This window comes from Pacificimonas sp. ICDLI1SI03, from assembly GCF_054740865.1.
The window spans coordinates 1-16,804 of the sequence record NZ_JBSQAU010000001.1 but is presented as its reverse complement, the minus strand read 5'-3'; the positions used below and the strand labels follow the sequence as shown (position 1 = coordinate 16,804).

16 protein-coding genes, 2 pseudogenes and 1 other annotated feature are annotated in these 16,804 nt (G+C 57.0%); of the genes and pseudogenes, 13 read left to right on the top strand and 5 right to left on the bottom strand.

Going from position 1 to position 16,804, the window contains the following annotated elements:
• Positions 1-26 precede the first annotated feature (26 nt).
• Both ACSMXM_RS00090 and ACSMXM_RS00085 read left to right on the top strand, forming a co-directional pair.
• The gene (locus ACSMXM_RS00090) at positions 27-1,199 is read left to right on the top strand and encodes an acetyl-CoA C-acetyltransferase (protein WP_460312849.1); all 1,173 of its coding nucleotides are present in this window, start codon (positions 27-29) and stop codon (positions 1,197-1,199) included.
• 45 nt (positions 1,200-1,244) lie between these two features.
• On the top strand, positions 1,245-1,970 hold the full coding sequence (locus ACSMXM_RS00085; protein WP_460312847.1) for a class I SAM-dependent methyltransferase: 726 nt from the start codon (positions 1,245-1,247) through the stop codon (positions 1,968-1,970).
• A gap of 295 nt (positions 1,971-2,265) precedes the next feature.
• Here the strand turns inward: ACSMXM_RS00085 and ACSMXM_RS00080 are convergent, their stop codons facing one another.
• Positions 2,266-4,632, bottom strand: a complete 2,367-nt coding sequence (locus ACSMXM_RS00080) for a TonB-dependent receptor (RefSeq protein ID WP_460312845.1) — start codon at positions 4,630-4,632, stop codon at positions 2,266-2,268.
• Positions 4,633-4,762: 130 nt separating this feature from the next.
• Here ACSMXM_RS00080 and ACSMXM_RS00075 point away from each other — a divergent pair, with 130 nt between their 5' ends.
• Positions 4,763-5,374: a TetR/AcrR family transcriptional regulator gene (locus ACSMXM_RS00075; protein ID WP_460312843.1), complete on the top strand. Its 612-nt coding sequence runs from the start codon at positions 4,763-4,765 to the stop codon at positions 5,372-5,374.
• Here the strand turns inward: ACSMXM_RS00075 and metW are convergent.
• From metW to ACSMXM_RS00060, 3 genes are read right to left on the bottom strand one after another with little or no spacing between them, the layout of a single operon-like run.
• Positions 5,371-5,961 (bottom strand): methionine biosynthesis protein MetW, encoded by a 591-nt coding sequence (gene metW, locus ACSMXM_RS00070; RefSeq protein ID WP_460312841.1) that lies wholly within the window; start codon positions 5,959-5,961, stop codon positions 5,371-5,373. The two genes, ACSMXM_RS00075 and metW, sit on opposite strands and share 4 nt — an antisense overlap.
• Entirely contained in the window at positions 5,958-7,037 is a 1,080-nt protein-coding gene (gene metX, locus ACSMXM_RS00065) for a homoserine O-acetyltransferase MetX (protein WP_460312839.1), read from the bottom strand. The genes metW and metX overlap by 4 nt, the downstream gene beginning before the upstream one ends.
• A gap of 2 nt (positions 7,038-7,039) precedes the next feature.
• Entirely contained in the window at positions 7,040-7,327 is a 288-nt protein-coding gene (locus ACSMXM_RS00060) for a YciI family protein (RefSeq protein WP_460312837.1), read from the bottom strand.
• Between the two features lie 63 nt (positions 7,328-7,390).
• Between ACSMXM_RS00060 and ACSMXM_RS00055 the strand changes: the two genes are divergently transcribed.
• From ACSMXM_RS00055 to rpmB, 3 genes are all read left to right on the top strand, one after another.
• A complete protein-coding gene (locus ACSMXM_RS00055) occupies positions 7,391-7,783 on the top strand; it encodes a CidA/LrgA family protein (protein WP_460312835.1) in 393 nt (130 codons plus the stop codon).
• Positions 7,756-8,472 (top strand): LrgB family protein, encoded by a 717-nt coding sequence (locus tag ACSMXM_RS00050; RefSeq protein ID WP_460312833.1) that lies wholly within the window; start codon positions 7,756-7,758, stop codon positions 8,470-8,472. Before ACSMXM_RS00055 ends, ACSMXM_RS00050 begins: the two co-directional genes overlap by 28 nt.
• A 127-nt stretch (positions 8,473-8,599) precedes the next feature.
• Positions 8,600-8,905 carry a 50S ribosomal protein L28 gene (gene rpmB, locus ACSMXM_RS00045; RefSeq protein WP_460312831.1) on the top strand — a complete coding sequence of 102 codons (306 nt, stop codon included), beginning with the start codon at positions 8,600-8,602 and terminating at the stop codon, positions 8,903-8,905.
• A gap of 83 nt (positions 8,906-8,988) precedes the next feature.
• On the opposite strand, the gene msrA is transcribed toward rpmB, so the two are convergent.
• Complete coding sequence (gene msrA / locus ACSMXM_RS00040; RefSeq protein ID WP_460312829.1) at positions 8,989-9,531, bottom strand: peptide-methionine (S)-S-oxide reductase MsrA; 543 nt, start codon at positions 9,529-9,531, stop codon at positions 8,989-8,991.
• A 17-nt stretch (positions 9,532-9,548) separates the two neighbouring features.
• Between msrA and ACSMXM_RS00035 the strand changes: the two genes are divergently transcribed.
• The 7 genes and pseudogenes from ACSMXM_RS00035 to ACSMXM_RS00005 all read left to right on the top strand — a co-directional run.
• Positions 9,549-10,151 (top strand): glycerophosphodiester phosphodiesterase family protein, encoded by a 603-nt coding sequence (locus ACSMXM_RS00035; RefSeq protein ID WP_460312827.1) that lies wholly within the window; start codon positions 9,549-9,551, stop codon positions 10,149-10,151.
• Positions 10,152-11,157: 1,006 nt separating this feature from the next.
• Positions 11,158-12,060 (top strand): glycosyltransferase, encoded by a 903-nt coding sequence (locus tag ACSMXM_RS00030; RefSeq protein ID WP_460312825.1) that lies wholly within the window; start codon positions 11,158-11,160, stop codon positions 12,058-12,060.
• Positions 12,053-13,003, top strand: a complete 951-nt coding sequence (locus ACSMXM_RS00025; protein WP_460312824.1) for a Wzz/FepE/Etk N-terminal domain-containing protein — start codon at positions 12,053-12,055, stop codon at positions 13,001-13,003. The genes ACSMXM_RS00030 and ACSMXM_RS00025 overlap by 8 nt, the downstream gene beginning before the upstream one ends.
• A 14-nt stretch (positions 13,004-13,017) precedes the next feature.
• On the top strand, positions 13,018-14,319 hold the full coding sequence (locus ACSMXM_RS00020) for a hypothetical protein (RefSeq protein ID WP_460312822.1): 1,302 nt from the start codon (positions 13,018-13,020) through the stop codon (positions 14,317-14,319).
• A complete protein-coding gene (locus tag ACSMXM_RS00015) occupies positions 14,316-15,428 on the top strand; it encodes a glycosyltransferase (RefSeq protein ID WP_460312820.1) in 1,113 nt (370 codons plus the stop codon). The genes ACSMXM_RS00020 and ACSMXM_RS00015 overlap by 4 nt, the downstream gene beginning before the upstream one ends.
• Positions 15,429-15,583: 155 nt before the next feature.
• A pseudogene (locus ACSMXM_RS00010) lies at positions 15,584-16,239 on the top strand (IS5 family transposase); the annotation flags it as partial.
• Positions 16,240-16,292: 53 nt separating this feature from the next.
• Positions 16,293-16,804 (top strand): annotated as a pseudogene (locus ACSMXM_RS00005) (transposase); the annotation flags it as partial.
• Positions 16,574-16,690: a sequence feature (AL1L pseudoknot), on the top strand. It overlaps the preceding pseudogene by 117 nt.

Genomic DNA, 16,804 nt, shown 5'->3' with positions numbered 1-16,804 from the left:
AACATGGATTGATCAGGAGTATAGACATGCAAGACGTCGTCATCACCGCAGCCAAGCGGACACCCGTTGGCAGCTTCCTTGGCAGTTTTGCGGACGTTCCCGCACATGAGCTTGGCCGCACCGCGATTGTGGCCGCCATGCAGGCGGCGGGCGTTTCGCCCGAGGAGATTTCCGAAGTCATTCTGGGCCAGGTGCTGACGGCGGCGCAGGGGCAGAACCCCGCACGACAGGCATCCATCAACGCGGGTATCCATGAATCGACGCCCGCTTATGGCGTCAATCAAGTTTGCGGCTCCGGCCTGCGGGCGGTGGCAATCGGCAGCCAGCAAATCGCCCTTGGCGACGCATCGATCGTGATTGCCGGCGGACAGGAAAACATGTCGATGGCACCCCATGCGCAGACCATCCGCAAGGGGCAGAAGATGGGCGACCTTGCGCTGGTCGACACCATGATCCGCGACGGTCTGTGGGATGCCTTCAACGGCTATCACATGGGCCAGACTGCTGAAAACCTGGCAGAGCGCTATCAGGTGACGCGTGAACAGCAGGATCAATTCGCCGTAGGCAGCCAGAACAAGGCCGAGGCCGCCCGTAACGCCGGCTATTTCAAGAATGAAATCGCACCGGTTACAATTTCAGGACGCAAGGGCGACACAGTCGTCGACACCGACGAATATATTCGAGATGGCGCCACCGCCGGGGCGATCAGCGGTCTGCGCCCTGCCTTTACCAAAGACGGCAGCGTCACCGCCGCGAATGCCAGCGGCCTGAACGACGGCGCCGCAGCGGTCATCATGATGGGCGCGGCAGAGGCGCAAAGGCGCGGCGCGCCCGTCCTGGGCCGCATTGCAAGCTGGGCAAGCTGCGGCGTCGACCCCGCCTATATGGGCATCGGACCGGTCCCCGCATCGCGCAAGGCGCTGGAAAAGGCCGGCTGGTCCATCGGCGATCTGGATCTGATCGAGGCAAATGAGGCATTTGCCGCGCAATCGCTGTCGGTCGGCAAGGAATTGGAATGGGACCCGGAGCGGGTGAACGTCAATGGCGGCGCCATCGCCATCGGACATCCGATCGGCGCGTCGGGAGCACGCATCCTGACCACGCTGTTGCATGAAATGCAGCGCCGCGACGCCAAGAAGGGGCTCGCCACGCTATGCATTGGCGGCGGCATGGGGATCGCGCTGACCATCGAGCGCTAACACCTGGCGCTCGACAGCGCGGCCTTACCGTCGCAACATGGCGCCATGCGCGTCACCGCTGACGAACTCAGAAGCTTTTATTCGACCCGGGAGGGGCGACGAACCGCGCGGCTGATCGCACGGATCGTCGCCCCCGCCGTGATTGACGGGCCAGAGCGACGTTTTTTGGCTTTGGGTTATCCCGCCCCGCTGTTGACCGGCCTCGACCCCAAGCGCTTCGAGCGCCTCGCCCTTCTATGGCCGAAGGAGCAGGGCGGTCGATGCTGGCCCCAGAGAGGCAATAAAAACTGCGCGGTGACAGGCGATCTTGCGGAGCTGCCCTTTTCGGGCGCCCTGTTCGACCAGGCCCTGATCGTGCATGCGCTTGAACACGGCCAGCCGGACCAAATATTAGAAGAACTTCATCGCGTCCTTGCCCCTGCTGGTGAGCTGATCCTGATCGTGCCCAACCGCGCGGGATTATGGACGCACTTTGAACGCACGCCCTTTGGCCTCGGTCATCCCTATGGGCGAGGTGAACTGACACGGCTTCTGGCAAGACAGGGCTTCGTACCGAAATCGTGGAAGACCGCTCTGGTGGCGCCGCCGATTACCGGCCTTAGATGGCTCGACGCCCCTTTGACGAGGGCGGTACCAAAGCTCGGCGGCGTCCATTTCGTTCTGGCGCGAAAGTCAGACGGTCCGATTGCCGTACCGGTGTCGCAGCGGCGGCGCGCGACACGACACGCGCCAGCATCCGCTGTTGCGGCTGCCGGGCGCGCCACGCCTTGATCCCGTCGACGATGCTGGCCCCGGCGATTAGCACCGTCACGAGGCACGCGGCCATCAATGACCAGCCAAAGGGACCGGGATACTGGTCGAGATACTCAAGCCCTCTCAGCGCCGCCCCAAGGGCCAGCGCATAGATCACAAGCCCCGCCTCAAAGCCGGTTTTCAAAACGAACAATCCACGGATACGCGTTACCATATCCGAAACGCAGCAAATTATGTGCCAGTTCGTTCGATCAACAGCTTATGAGGTTAACGATCTCTTTACTGTAAAGAATCCCGACACCTTCTACCCCGTCTAGAAGCGGACCTCGGCACTAACGAAGACGCGCCGTGGATCGCCATAGAAGCCGGTCAACGTCCCCTCAAGACCAAGGGTCGGCGTCACCGGACCACCGATAGGCGCGTTGACGAAATTATACCCCGATACGACGTAGCGTTTATCGAACAGGTTCTTTCCGTAAACGCCAACCCGCAGCATGTCGTCCTCTGCGGTCCAGGTGACGCTGGCATCAACCAGGGCAAAGCCGTCCTGGTCCAGGAAACGGTTCGGCACCTCGAACTGGCTGGCATCGCTGCGATAGCTGATTTGCCCGCCAAAACCGATCTCCCCCGCACCATAAAGGCTGAGCGGCAAAGCAAGATCGGCACGCATGCTGGCGGTGTAGTCCGGGGTGTTCTGGAACACGCGCTCATCGGCAACATCATTGCCAAATGCATCGATGAACTCGTCATATTCCGCATCAAGAAGGCCGAGCGACCAGCCGAAATCGAAACGGCTGCCATAGCCAGCGAAGTCACGCCCGACCCGCGCCGTACCTTCGAACTCAATGCCCTTTATTGTCGCTGCACCCGCGTTCGTGGTGACACCAACGAAACTTTCCGCGATGCCGTCGCCGTCTGCATCGGAGCCGACGGAACCCGGGATCTGCACGTCCGTATAGTCGGCGATGAAGCCGGCCAGGCTGAAGTTGAGCGCATTGTCGAGAAGCGAGGCCTTCCAGCCGATTTCATAGCTGTCCACCTTTTCGGGCGCAAAGCGCAGGAACTGGAACTCGTCATCGGCGTCAATATCGCCATCCCCATCCAGATCGGGCGCCAACGATGTCTGGCCACGCGGATCGAAGCCGCCGCCCTTGAAGCCCTTTGAATAGGTAGCGTAAAAATTATGGTCAGGTGTCGGCTTGTAGCTGACAGAGGCGCGCGGCGTGAATTCCTTGAACGTTTCGGAACCGTCGAAGTCGGAGGTCGTCGCAATGGGAACACCCGGTCCGTCGAACGCGTCGGACAGTCCGCCGACCAGGGTGCGACGCAGCACAACCGCTGACCGCTTATCATAAGTATAGCGCCCCCCCACGGACACGCTGAACTGTTCCGACAGATCGTAGGTGAAGTCGCCGAATATCGACCAGGTTTCGGTGTCGACATCGCCAAACGTCTGGGAATTCAGACCGGGTAGCCCAACGCTAGGCAGGGCCCCCGTAGTCGCAAGAAGGACGTCGAAGACCGTACTGGAACTGGCATCCAGATAATAGAACCCCAACAAGCCGGCCAGATCGCCATCATCGTAAAGGATCTGGAATTCCTCGGAAAACTGATCGTTCGCATAGATCGCCGGAACATCGACATCGGCTGCGGGCAAACTGTCGAAGTCGATCGGGGTCGTCGATTCATCTTCGCGATACGCCAGAATGTTACGCAGTTTCAGGGTGTCGGAGACGTCCAGCTCGACAGACAGGGACCCACCATAAGCCTCCACATCCTGCTTTGGCGACGATAGTCCTGCGCGCGTGTCGTAGACATCATCCAGAACCGGGGCGCCGGAAATCAGACCCGGCAGAAAACGATGGCCCTGCCGGGGGTCGCTTTCATCCTTGATGTAGTCGCCCGACAGGCGGATGAAGAGCGCGCTGGAGGGCTCCGCCTCTACCGTCGCGCGCGCAGCCCATACGTCCTTGTTGTAATTCTCGACACCGTCCTGCACCAGATTGTCACCAAAGCCGCCGCGGCTCAGCCGCGCGACAGAGCCGCCAACCTTCAGCATGTCGCCCACAGGCATCGACGCCGTGATCACGCCCTCTGCCTGGTCATAACTGCCATAGGTGCCGCGAATTTTCAGCTCCGGCTCGGATGGCAAGCGGCGGGTCACGTATTTGATCGCGCCGCCGATGGTGTTGCGCCCGTACAGCGTGCCCTGTGGGCCGCGCAGCACTTCGATCCGCTCAACATCGTAAACGTCCAGCACCGAAGCCTGCGGTCGGTTCAAATAGACATCGTCGATGTAGACGCCGACGCCCTGCTCGAACCCCGAAACGGGATCCTGCTGTCCTACGCCGCGAATGAACGCGGTCAGGGTCGTGTTCGTGCCGCGCGACACCTCCAGCGTGACGTTCGGGACGGACTGGGACAATTCGGTCAATTCCTGCACGCCTCGCTGCTGCAACTGCGCACCGGAAATAGAGGTGAGGGACAGCGGCACATCCAGCAGGCGCTCGCTACGCCGACGGGCGGTGACGACGATCACATCGGTTTCGCCAGATTCTGAAAGCGCTTGACTGTCGGCGACTGCTTCCTGCTCGCTGACTTCCTGGGCGACAGCGGCGGTCGACAGCGCGGCAAGGCAGGTTCCTGCGGCCAGAGTCGAACGAAACAAAGTGCGGATCATTGCCTGATTTCCCCATTGGATATGTCGGTTCAGCCCTTTCGACAGAGCCTTATCCGCCACCGATAGTGAAAGGTGAACCACCTTTCAACTTCTACTATGATCAGGGTGATGATTTTGTATAAGGGGCCGCATGTCCGCCCAAACAGAGTCCGCCCGTAAGCCCCGCACCTCCCGCGGTGAGAGAACGCGCCGCGCGCTTCTAAACGCGGCGGCAGAGGAATTCGGCGAGAAAGGCTTCCAGGGTGCGTCGGTCAGCGGAATCACGGCGCGCGCGGGAACGGCACTTGGCAGCTTCTACACCTATTTCGAATCCAAGGACGAAATCTTTCGTGCCCTGGTACGGGATATGTCGGCACAGGTGCGCGGCGCCGTTGGCCCCGCCATTCTGGCGGCACCGGACCGGCTGGCGGGCGAACTGGCTGGCCTCAACGCATTCATCGGCTTCGTCAGAGCGCATAAGGAGCTCTACCGGATCATCGACGAGGCGGAGTTCGTCGATCCGGAAAGCTATCGAGAACATTATCGCAGCACAGCTGAAGGCTATTTGACCAGCCTGCGCGCGGCCGCCGAACGTGGCGAAGTGCGTGCCGATGTCGACGAGGTGCATGCCTGGGCGATTGTAGGCATGAACGTCTTTCTGGGGCTGCGTTACGGCGTCTGGTCCGATGAGGGCGACACGCGTGATGTGTCCGCCAGCGCATTTGAACTACTGAAGAACGGACTAAAGCCGCAGCATTCCTAGGCTCGAAGCAGGAAAACGGCGTGTTCTGCCAGCAAATTGGCCCCTGTCCTCGTCGTGCGCCGGTCGCCGCGCAGGAACCAGCATTCCTCTATCGTCGCGCCATTTTCTGCTGCCAGAGCGCGAAAATCGTCCACGGTGACATGGTGGATGTTCGGCGTATCGTACCAGCGTTCCGGCAGAAGCCGCGTGACCGGCATCCGACCGCCGAACAACAGGCTGCCCCTTACGCGCCAATGCGCGAAGTTCGGAAAACTGACGAAGGCATGTCGCCCGATCCTCAGCAGCTCCCGCAACACAAGGTCCGGTCGGCGCACCGTCTGCAGCGTCTGCGACAGCACGGCATAATCGAAGCTGCCGGACATGTAGGTCGCAAGATCCGTGTCCGCGTCGCCCTGAACGACGCTGAGCCCCTTTGCGACAGCACTTGCGACATTGGCGGCATCCAGCTCCAGCCCGCGGGCACGCACCTGCTTGTTATGCTTCAGATCCGCCAGCAGGGCGCCATCGCCGCAACCAATATCGAGGACACTCGCCCCCTCCGTGATGGAACTGGCAATGATGCGAAGATCGGGACGCAGGCCGCTCATCCCAGGAACCCGGCGACGATCTGGTCCATCCCTGGCGTGTTCAGCAGAAAGGCATCATGGCCGAAGGGGGATGACAGCTCGACGAAGCTGACCTCTGCCCCGGCCGCCATGAGGGCATGAACGATTTCCCGCGATTCCGACGTCGGATATAGCCAGTCCGTGTCGAAACTGACGACACAGAACCGCGTCGACGTTCCCTCATAGGCGGCGGCCAGCTTGCCCCCATGCGCCTCTGCCAGATCGAAATAATCCATGGCGCGGGTAATGTAGAGGTAGGAATTGGCGTCGAACCGGTCGGTGAAGCTGACCCCCTGATGCCGCAAATATGATTCGATCTGAAAATCGGCATCGAACCCAAAGCTTTTCGCGTCGCGATCCTGCAGCCGGCGGCCAAATTTCTCTGTCAGCCCCGCCTCTGACAAATAGGTTATATGCGCCGCCATGCGCGCCACGGCGAGGCCCGACGTTGGCGGCGTGCCTTCATAATAATCCCCCCCGGCCCAATGGGGGTCCGCCATGATCGCCTGCCGGCCTACCTCGTGAAAGGCGATGTTTTGCGCCGAATGACGCGCCGCCGTGGCGATCGCCGCGGCATTCCTCACGCGCTCTGGATAAAGAGCCGCCCAGCTGAGCACCTGCATACCGCCCATCGAACCGCCCACGACAGCGTGCAATTGATCTATGCCCAGCGCGTCCAGCAGCTTCGCTTGCGCCCGCACCATGTCGGCAATGGTTATGACCGGGAAACGCATGCCCCACGGCTTGCCATCAGGCGCTGGACTGGTCGGGCCCGTCGTACCAAGGCAGGATCCAAGAACATTGGGGCAAATGACGAAATACCGGTCCAGGTCGATTGGCTTTCCCGGCCCAATCAGGTTCAGCCACCACCCAGGCTTTCCCGTGATGGGGTGCGTCGACGCGGCATATTGATCCATGGTGAGGGCATGGCACACCAGAATGGCGTTCGAACGGTCCTCGTTCAGCGTCCCATAGGTTTCATAGGCAACGGTCAGTTCCGGCAGGACCTCTCCCGAATCGAGCGTCAGCGCGCCCAGCACCCTGGCCTGTCCCGCCATTGTCAGGCCGGGTCCGGATAAACCTGCCGCCAGGCGGTTACCGCCACGCTGGCGAACAGACCCGCCCGCGCATAGGGATCGGAGGCGGCGAACCCCACCGCGTCGGTTCGACCCTCAAATTCCGCAATGATCAACGATCCGATCGGGCCACCATCGGCGTCCAACAGCGGCCCCGCCGCGACGATACGGTCGCGAATGCCCGCGATATGCTCCAGATGCGAGGGGCGTGTCTTGGCACGCAAATCGCCGGAGTTCGGTTTGTCGATGCAATGAATTGCGAAGTGAGGCATGACGCCGGGGTTAGTGCGCGTGCCGCCCGACGGCAAGCGGAGCCGCAGTCTGGGAAGCAAAAGATGAAGACCGCTATCGACCTTGCCATCGGCCTGGTCATCATCGCACTCTTCGCCGCCGCAGGTGATCTGATTGTCGGCATCACGCGCGTGCCGGTGCCCGCCCCCATCCTGGGAATGGCGCTTTTCGCTGTTTTTCTTCTGCTGGTGCCTGGTCTGCGCGCCCGGGTCGAACGAGCGGCCATGGCACTGACGGGCCTATTGGGCGCCTTCATCGTGCCCCCCTTCGTCGGTCTCGCGCTGTTCCGCGATGAATTGGGTGCCAATTTTGGGTCGGTGGCGATCATCATCCTGATAACCACCCCCCTGACAGCGGTCGTTACCGCCCTTTCTCATCGATGGATCAAATCCTTGCAACGCGCCGATTCGTGCCGCGACAACAATTCCACGCCGTGATGATCGATATTCTGGCCAGCATGCTGGCGATTATCCTGACATTTACTGCTTTCTTTGCGGCACGTGCGCTGGGGCGCATGGCCGCGTCTCATCCGCTGCTGAACCCGATCCTGTGGGGAGCGGTCATCGTCGGCGTTTTCCTATGGGCGCTCGATATCGGTGTCGCGGATTATATTCACGCCGCCCGCCCCCTGATGCAGATCCTCGATCTTGCCATCGTCGCCCTGGGCTTTTCCCTGGTGCAGCAATTGGCGCGGCACCGCCGCACCCTGTTCCCGGCGCTCTGCGCGGTGGCCATAGGCGGACTGGTTGGTATTGGCAGCGCGATCCTCGGAGCACGTCTCCTCGGCCTGCCGACCGAGTTTGTGCAGGCGCTGGGCGCAAAGGGGATTTCTTCCGGTTTCGCCATCGCGCTGATGGAGCGTCTGGGCGGACCGCCGCCGCTCGCCGCCGGGCTGGTTATTATAACGGGGATGGTGGGCGCCCTGATCGTCCCTCCCCTCCTGCATCGCCTGGGCATGGACGATGAGGCAACGGGCCTGGGCACAGGCGCATCATCCCATATTGTCGGCACTGACTTTCTGGTACGCACCGCGCCCGAAGCAGCGGCATGGGCGGCGCTGGCTCTCGCCTTTGCGGGATTGGTGGGTGCCGTCCTGTTGCCGCTTTTCTGGCCCCTGACCGGCTAAGCTCGCGGTTGACGAGGGCGGCAGGTTCGCCTATGTGCCGCGCCTTTCCGGGGTTCGGCGTTTGTCTGCGCTCCGGCGGCGCCTATTTGGCGCCTTTCAGCATAATCGATTATTCGAGGAACAGATAATGTCGCGCATCTGCGAACTGACCGGCAAGGGCCGGCTTGTCGGTAACCACGTCAGCCACGCCAACAACCGCGTAAAGCGCGTATTTCTGCCAAACCTGCAAAAGGTTTCGCTGATGTCGGATACGCTCGGAAAGACCGAGCGCTTTCGCGTGTCCACGCACGGCCTGCGCTGCGTCGAACATAATGGCGGCCTCGACAATTGGCTGGTCAAGACCAAGAGCGAGAAGCTGAGCGCCAAGGCGCAAAAGATGAAGCGCGCCATCAAGAAGGCCCGCCAGAAGGCCGAAGCCTCCGCGACTGCCTGAGCCAGTCCGCTGAGACATCCTGAAAAAGGGCCGCCTCGCACCATGCGAGGCGGCCCTTTTTCATTTCGGCATGTCGCGCAAGGTTAGACGGCGGCACCTGGCTTCAACCTGTCGGCATATTCGGTGCGAAACTTCTTCACCTTCGGCCCCACGACATAGTTGCAATAGGGTGTGCTATCTCCGGTGCGGGCATAATAATCCTGATGCTCCGCCTCGCCCGGCCACCATTTCCCCGTTTCGATGGTCGTGACGATCGGATCCGGCCACAGCTCGGCGGCCTTCTTGATAGCTGCTTCGGCTGCGGTTCGCTGGTCATCGTTCAGGGGAAAGACCGCGCTTCGATATTGCGGACCGACATCATTGCCCTGCCGATCCTTCGTCGTCGGATCATGAATGTGGAAAAAAATGTCCAGCAATTCCGAGTAGGACACTTTGGTCGGGTCATAGTCGATCTTAATGGCCTCCGCATGACCGGTGCCCTTGCCGCACACTTCGCGATAGCTGGGATTGTCGACATGGCCGCCAATATAGCCCGATTCGACATGCTCCACGCCGATCAGATCGTCATAGATAGCCTCTAGGCACCAGAAACACCCGCCAGCCAGAATTGCGGTTTCACCTGTCATGGAACAGTCTCCTTTTCATGCCTAATGTCGGCATGGGCAGCACGGCGTTCAAGCGGGGAATTCACATGCGACTTCTGGTGGTTCTTCTTTGCCTGCTCGGCGGCTGCGCCAGCACGCCGCCGTCAACGTCGCCGGGCGTCCTTATCATTGCGCATCGCGGCGCCAGCGGCGAGCGTCCCGAACACACATTGGCGGCGTATGAACTTGCGATCGACCAGGGCGCGGACTTCATCGAGCCTGATCTGGTGATCACCAAGGACGGCGTCCTGATCGCACGGCACGAAAATGAGATCAGGGGAACGACCGACATTTCAGATCACCCAGAATTCGCCGACCGCCGCACCGAGAAGCTGATAGACGGTGTGCGCGTCACCGGCTTCTTCACCGAGGATTTCACGCTCGCGGAACTGAAGACGCTCCGCGCACGGGAACGCCTGCCAGAGCTACGCGGCACGGCCCATGACGGCCTGTTCGAAATTCCGACATTCGATGAAATCATCGCCTTGGCGAAGAACCGCGGCGTCGGCATCTATTCCGAAACCAAGCATCCCACCTATTTCCAGAACCTTGGCAAACCATTGGAGCCGCCCCTGCTGTATACGCTCCGGCTGTTCGGGTAGACATCCGGGGCGGCACTGGTCTTCATCCAGCCGTTCGAAATCAGCAGTTTGCGTGCTCTTTCAATAGAGACCGGCGCTCGATTAATTTAACCGATCGGTAACCCCGAGGGAATCCCAGCAGACAACAGCCCACTGCGTTACGCCGACATGCTGACGCCGCATAGCCTGAGCAAAATCCGGACCCGGCAACGGATTTTGCGCCTACAAGGACCTGATCATCATCTGATAGGCCTGCCGGACTGGTGGAATCGGCGCACCGCTGGCCTTTTGATCCCTGTCTGGACATTTCGCCGCGACAATATGTTCTTGCTCATTGCGTTTCAAAGCAGACCGGCCGCCAAACCACATGGAGATCTCGTTGCCGAAATACACACCCACCTGACCTTGGGCGTCGCCAGAATATTCAGAGATAATTTCGCCGAGGCAGTGAGCACCCGAGACAGCCGCTAGTGGTGTGCTAGCAGATGCTTCATCCGTAGCATCTGCTGGTAAGCCAAGAAAGTTTTTCTAAAATGTCATGGATTTTGTCATAAGGATGAGGAATAGGGCGCTTTGGGCTTAGAGTTTAATTTCAAATTACTGGGCGTAATTCGTAGTTTTGCGATTCTGCGAGTGAAAACTGGATCAAGGCGATTGCGAGGCAGGCGGCTGCCGATGGTTTTTTCAAAGTCCTTGCAAGGTGCCGGTTTCGAGCGAGCCAGCCGATCATTCGTTCTGCGAGAACGGGCGAAGCCCCGCAAACTGCGCGTCACTCAATCAGAACTCGTTCACGAAAAGGCTCTAGCAATCGCCGAGTTGGATCACATCGGAGCCGCTTGGGATAACCCGTCCCATAGCTATTTATCCGAACTTTGTGGATAACCCCGAAAGGCGGTATTATCCGAATGCTCGTTCGCCGCAGCGATGGAAACTTCATCAAGAATTTTCTAGTCTCAGCGCTCCCCTTGGCTCGCAATTAAGACGTTTACGCTTTATCGGGTAGGGATGACCTTGGAGGACTCTCAACGTGCTTGCCGATACCCGTTCACCCGTCGCGGTTCTAATGTCGGTATATGCTGGGGACACTTTGGCCGCCTTCTCCGCAGCAACTGAGTCCATTATTCAGCAGCAAGACGTCAATCGGGCGATTCGTATATATCTTGCAGTAGACGGTCCACTCGCCCCAGATGTTGAAAACTGGCTGTCAAAAAACTCGCAAAAAATGCACCTCATATCGCGCAGCAGACGAAATTTAGGGTTAGCACATTCGTTAAACCGGCTCATAATGTTACTTGACGATGAGGAATATATTTTTCGCATGGATAGCGATGATTTGTGTCTGCCAAATAGATTTTCTCTGCAGATTAATTATCTCGAAGCGCATCGAGATACGGATATATTGGGCGGAGCAGTTATTGAACAAGATGTAGAAAGCCGCGTATTCCGTCTATGCCATTACCCGCTTACACATGATAAAATTCTTAAAAGCCTTGTCCGGCTTTGCCCATTTGCTCATCCTACAGTAGTCTTTCGTAAGCATGTTTTAGACCTCACAGGTGGCTATCCCTTGGCAAGAACCACGCAAGATCTCGCCATGTGGTTTGAATGTCTGCAGAAGGGTTTTCAGTTCGCGAACCTACCTCAACCACTCGTTATAATGAGCGTAGATCGCGCATTTTATGATCGTCGCAGCCTTAAAAAGGGATGGCGCGAATTCCGAATTTATCTAAACGGAATTCGCCGGACGCAGGGGTATAGTTGGGTTATGATCTATCCTTTCGCGCGCCTGGCGACGCGCATGGCGCCCGTTTGGGTCCGTCGGCGCGTTTACCGATCATCGCTCCGCCGTCCGCAGACATCTCTCGATATTGATACTGACCTGGCTATGGTCGCCACGCAAATATTAGGAAAACAACAGAGGAATGTTTGAGCTGACAGCCCCAACCCCGCCACCTGCAGAACTTACGGTAGGCACCCTTATCCGCGCGATAAAAGCACGCTGGTATCTACCTGCAGCTACTGTGGTCATTGCAGTTATAGCTGCCCTCATCTATCTGAATATCGCTACGCCCACTTACCGGGCCACGATGGTAGTAAGCCCGATATTTAGCGACGATGGGAGTTCGGGGGGTGGCGGGCTGGGGCGCTATGCCGATCTTGCATCATCGGTGGGAATCGATATCGGTGGCAGTGGAAGCCTTACCTATTTCTCCCTCTTTATGGAAACGCTTCAATCCTATGAATTGGCAGAGAGTCTGGCGCAGAACGAAAATCTGTTACCGGCACTCTATCCAGCCCTCTGGGATGAAAAGCAGAAGACCTGGCGCGATGCCGACACTGTTCGATCAAAGCCAGTGCGTTGGGTGCGAGCATTATTGAACCGGCCCGCCACTCCTGATCCAAATACGGCCGACCTACACCAGTATCTACGCCAGCGGCTAACGATCGACGACCCGCCAACGCCGTTCAAAACCATTGGGTTTGAAAATCAGGACCCTGAATTTGCTAGGGTGTTTCTCCAATCTGTATATCGAACGGCAGATGAGATGGTGCGCGCACGGGTTCGCCAACGGGCAAGCGTGGAAGTTCGCTTTCTCGAAAATTTGGTGGCGGAAAGCCGAGTCGTAGAGCATCGCCGGGCCTTGTCAGATCTTCTTGCCCAAAAACAGCGTACCTTGATGATGAGCAATATGAACTTGCCCTTTTCTGCGCAACTTATGCAACCGCCGATCCCGGGTAACACGCCGGCCAGTCCCCGGCCGTTGCTAGTTCTAACCATGAGCATCTTCTTCGGACTTGTGGCTGGCTTATTTTTGGTACTGATGTTTCCCTCACCACGCCTCAATGCCGAAACTCGGATCGAAAATGTTTAGGTCAAAATAAGAGCATGCTCGCAAAAGCTAGTTTACAGCGCATGTTGACCTCGTCGATTCTGCTGTTTCTCTGTACTACATTATTTATGTACCCATACGGCATCGCGATTACTGGAGAAAACTACCTTCGCGTCCCGGACTTTTTTGCGTTGACTTCGCTGATTATTGGTACAAGTATTATTATTTTGCGAAAGCGCATCTATCGTTATCCTGCACTCGAGATTATTATACTACCGTTTGCTTTTTGTGAGATTATTTATCCCTTGCTATCAGTTTTCGGCCTAGGGGCCGGGCTAGCAGAATTTTCTAACAGCTTGAGGATGATGCTTCTTTGGCTTCCTCCATTGTTTTTATTATGGACGACGCCGCCTGAGCGCTTTCCTACCTTTGATACAGCTGTAGCGAAGCTTTTTCGTATAGCACTAGTAGCAAATTTTATATACGGATTTATTCAAATGCTTTATTATATCGGGCTACTACCGAAATTTTTCGTTATAACCTATTTGTTAGAGCCATTTGCAGTAGACAGTCACTTCCGAATTATAAATAATATACGCGCCTCCGGTTTTTTTGTAAACACAACAGGCTTGGCTGCTTTTGCTATGTTATGCGAAAGCTATTTTTTCGCAAGATTTATTGTCCGTAAAGAAAATAAAGACCTTTATTTTGGTGCTTTGGCGGCAATGATAGCAATCATGACTCTCTCCCGAGCCGCGATGGCCGGAACTGTTGCCGTGATGTTTTTTCTATGGCTTACCCTTAAGTTAAAACAAAAAATAACGGTCCCCATAATTATATTTTTTGCTTCAACTATCTTTTTAATGCTGATGGACGAATATATTGGCATTGATCGCTTATTTTACAGATATGAAGTCTTTATGCAGCTTGGCATTGGTGGTGCGCTAAGTGATAGCTCATTTTCTTTAAGACTGTATGAATTTTGGCCACAGATATTGGCTCGACTACAAAACTATCCATTTGGTACATTATCTTCACCTGGAGATAAACTAGGACTAATCGATTCTGGCTATCTCACTTATTATGCACAGGGGCGCCTATTATTCTTAGGCACGGCTGTCTTTGCAATAATAGGGATGTTAGCGATTAGCTGGCCAGCTTTCCTGCGGCGTCGCAACGAAGGAGCTATTCAATTAGGATTTATAGCGCTATATCTAATTGGAGCGATGGTAATATCGATACCGACTCGTTACTCATTTATTGTATTTTTTATTGTTTATTCGTTTTGGAATTATCAGTATCATTTGCTAAGCGTGCGGTTAAATACTGCAGTACATAAGCAAAAATTGATAGCATGAAAATATTGTATGTAGTCTCGACTCTAAAAAGGAGCGGGCCGTCCAATCAGCTTTTAAATCTCGCAACCGCGGTCAAAGCTCAGAACCATGAAATTCTTGTATTAACGCAATCGCCTGAATCCAAAGATTCTCTTTTGGACGAATTCGCGCGCCGCAGTATTGCGGTCCGAAGTCTACATCTCACACGCTGGCAATGGCTTTTTTCAGGTAAACGATCCTTGACCGCAATCGTGAATGCGTTTGGACCAGACGTTGTTCATACTCAAGGCATTCGTGCAGACGTGATTGCAGCCACACAACAGCTAGGGCGAAATGTTGTTGCCACATTAAGAAACGTACCTTTTGAAGATTACGTCTCAAGATATGGCCGTATTCGCGGGCACATCATGGCATATATTCACCTTTTCGCCTTGCGCCGCGTTAAATGCGTCGTGCTGGTATCTCTTGCCGCAAGTCGGAAACTAGCTTGCCAGCTACCTGAGGCAATAATAGTTCCTAATGGGGTCGATACCAGAGCATTCCATCCACCTTCTAAAGAGGAAAGGGCTGAAGCTCGGGAGGCGCTCGACCTGCCGCCAGAAGCATTCGTCCTAATATCGACGGGTCATTTGTCAGCATTGAAGGACCCCATGACGGTTGTAGAGGCTTTTGAAAGAGCAACTACCAATCGTAATGCGCGGCTGCTTATCGTCGGGGACGGGCCCCTTAGGTCGGAATGTGAAGCTGCTGCGGGAGCAAGGGTCATTTTCACGGGTCGGCAGTCAGACGTCCGGCCTTATTTGCGGGCATCCGATGCCTTCATGTCCGCTTCAACCACTGAAGGCATGCCAAATGCTCTCATGGAAGCACTTGCAACAGGGTTGCCGGTCTGCGTTTCAGATATTCCTCCTCATCGTGAATTGCTGGCGCCGGCCCAAAATGCAGGAGAGCATTTTCCGGTCGGAAATATAGAACAGGCGGCGGCGGCGATATGTCGTATTTGGGAAAGAGATCATAGCACGAAGGTAACCGCATCGCGTTATATCGCAGAGTGCTTTTCAGCAGACGCATGCGCCGGCAATTATATTGCGCTTTATCAAAAGATGTTGGAGGCACATGCGTCCGTTTAAGAATACTCCTGGGGGGGGGCAATGTGTGGCAGTACAAGGCTTCCCATGATGACGGAGTATGATGGCCTCGAAGACAGACGCCTAGGGTCCGCATAAACGGGATTCCCAAGGCGGCTGCGATGTGATTCAAGTTCTGCGATTGCAGGAGCATGTTTGTGAGCGAGTTTTGGTTGACCGAGGCGCAGCTTGCGCGGTTTCGTCCGTTTTTGCTAGCAAGATTCGTGGTGTTCCGAGGGTGGACGACCGTCGTGTCATCAGCGGCATCGTTCACGTCTTGACGTCGGAAGACCGGTGGGCGGCTACTCCCGCCAGCTACGGACCGGAAAAGACACTCTATAACCGGTTCGTTCGTTGGGCGGAGAAAGGCATCTGGCAGGATATGTTCGTCGCGCTCGCCTCGGCGGGTGGTCCCCGGCTGAAGTATTGATCGACAGCACACACATGAAAGCCCACCGCTCTGCGGCGGGCGGAAAAGGGGGATGCAGAAACAGGCCATCGGCATCAGCCGGGGCGGCAGGAACAGCAAGCTCCACGCTATCACGGATTAAGGCCGATCCGGCTCCTTCTCGCGGGCGGCAACGTCGTCAATTGCAGGGCTGCCATGGCGCTGCTCACGGGCCTTGCGCCAGATAGCCTCGTTCAAGCTGACAAAGCCGATGATAGCAACGCCATTCGCGATCTGATCGAGAGCCAAGGCGCGGTTCCGAATATCCCGTCCAAGGCCAACCGGCGCTGGAAAAACTGCTTTTCGAAAATGCTCAGCAAAGGCCGCCACGCCATCAAACGCATGTTCTGCCACCTCAAAGACTACTGAACCGCCCCGGGATTGTCGGAGGCTTCAACTCCTAAGAAGGCGGAGCCTGTATGAGCAAGACAACGAACAAGTTTTCACCCGAGGTGCGCGCCCGTGCGGTGCGGATGATATTGGATCACGAGGGCGATTATCCGTCGCGCTGGTCGGCCGTGGTGTCGGTCGCCGACAAGATCGGCTGCGCACCGCAGACACTTCACGAGTGGGTCAAGAAGGCCGAGGTCGACAGCGGTAAGCGCGCTGGCGTGCCGACCGATACGGCCGACAAGCTGAAGGCGCTGGAACGCGAGAACCGCGAGCTGCGGCAGGCCAACGAGATTCTGCGTAAGGCGTCAGCATATTTTGCGCAGGCGGAGCTCGACCGCCCGTTCAAGCGATGATCGCGCTTATCGATGATAACCGCGCGGTCCATGGGGTCGAGCCGATCTGCACTGTCCTGCCGATCGCCCCTTCCACCTACCACAAGCATGTCGCGCAGCGACTGGATCCATTGCGCCTTTCGGCGCGGGCAAGACGTGACCTGGCGCTCAAGCCGGAGATCGCGCGCGTGTTCGCCGAGAACTTT

What these genes read in the sequence shown, in the direction of transcription:
- ACSMXM_RS00090 (WP_460312849.1), top strand. Translation starts at nt 27, where the DNA reads ATGCAAGACGTCGTCATCACCGCAGCCAAGCGGACACCCGTTGGCAGC.
- ACSMXM_RS00085 (WP_460312847.1), top strand. Translation starts at nt 1,245, where the DNA reads ATGCGCGTCACCGCTGACGAACTCAGAAGCTTTTATTCGACCCGGGAG.
- ACSMXM_RS00080 (WP_460312845.1), bottom strand. Translation starts at nt 4,632, where the DNA reads ATGATCCGCACTTTGTTTCGTTCGACTCTGGCCGCAGGAACCTGCCTT.
- ACSMXM_RS00075 (WP_460312843.1), top strand. Translation starts at nt 4,763, where the DNA reads ATGTCCGCCCAAACAGAGTCCGCCCGTAAGCCCCGCACCTCCCGCGGT.
- metW (WP_460312841.1), bottom strand. Translation starts at nt 5,961, where the DNA reads ATGAGCGGCCTGCGTCCCGATCTTCGCATCATTGCCAGTTCCATCACG.
- metX (WP_460312839.1), bottom strand. Translation starts at nt 7,037, where the DNA reads ATGGCGGGACAGGCCAGGGTGCTGGGCGCGCTGACGCTCGATTCGGGA.
- ACSMXM_RS00060 (WP_460312837.1), bottom strand. Translation starts at nt 7,327, where the DNA reads ATGCCTCACTTCGCAATTCATTGCATCGACAAACCGAACTCCGGCGAT.
- ACSMXM_RS00055 (WP_460312835.1), top strand. Translation starts at nt 7,391, where the DNA reads ATGAAGACCGCTATCGACCTTGCCATCGGCCTGGTCATCATCGCACTC.
- rpmB (WP_460312831.1), top strand. Translation starts at nt 8,600, where the DNA reads ATGTCGCGCATCTGCGAACTGACCGGCAAGGGCCGGCTTGTCGGTAAC.
- msrA (WP_460312829.1), bottom strand. Translation starts at nt 9,531, where the DNA reads ATGACAGGTGAAACCGCAATTCTGGCTGGCGGGTGTTTCTGGTGCCTA.
- ACSMXM_RS00035 (WP_460312827.1), top strand. Translation starts at nt 9,549, where the DNA reads ATGCCTAATGTCGGCATGGGCAGCACGGCGTTCAAGCGGGGAATTCAC.
- ACSMXM_RS00025 (WP_460312824.1), top strand. Translation starts at nt 12,053, where the DNA reads ATGTTTGAGCTGACAGCCCCAACCCCGCCACCTGCAGAACTTACGGTA.
- ACSMXM_RS00020 (WP_460312822.1), top strand. Translation starts at nt 13,018, where the DNA reads ATGCTCGCAAAAGCTAGTTTACAGCGCATGTTGACCTCGTCGATTCTG.
- ACSMXM_RS00015 (WP_460312820.1), top strand. Translation starts at nt 14,316, where the DNA reads ATGAAAATATTGTATGTAGTCTCGACTCTAAAAAGGAGCGGGCCGTCC.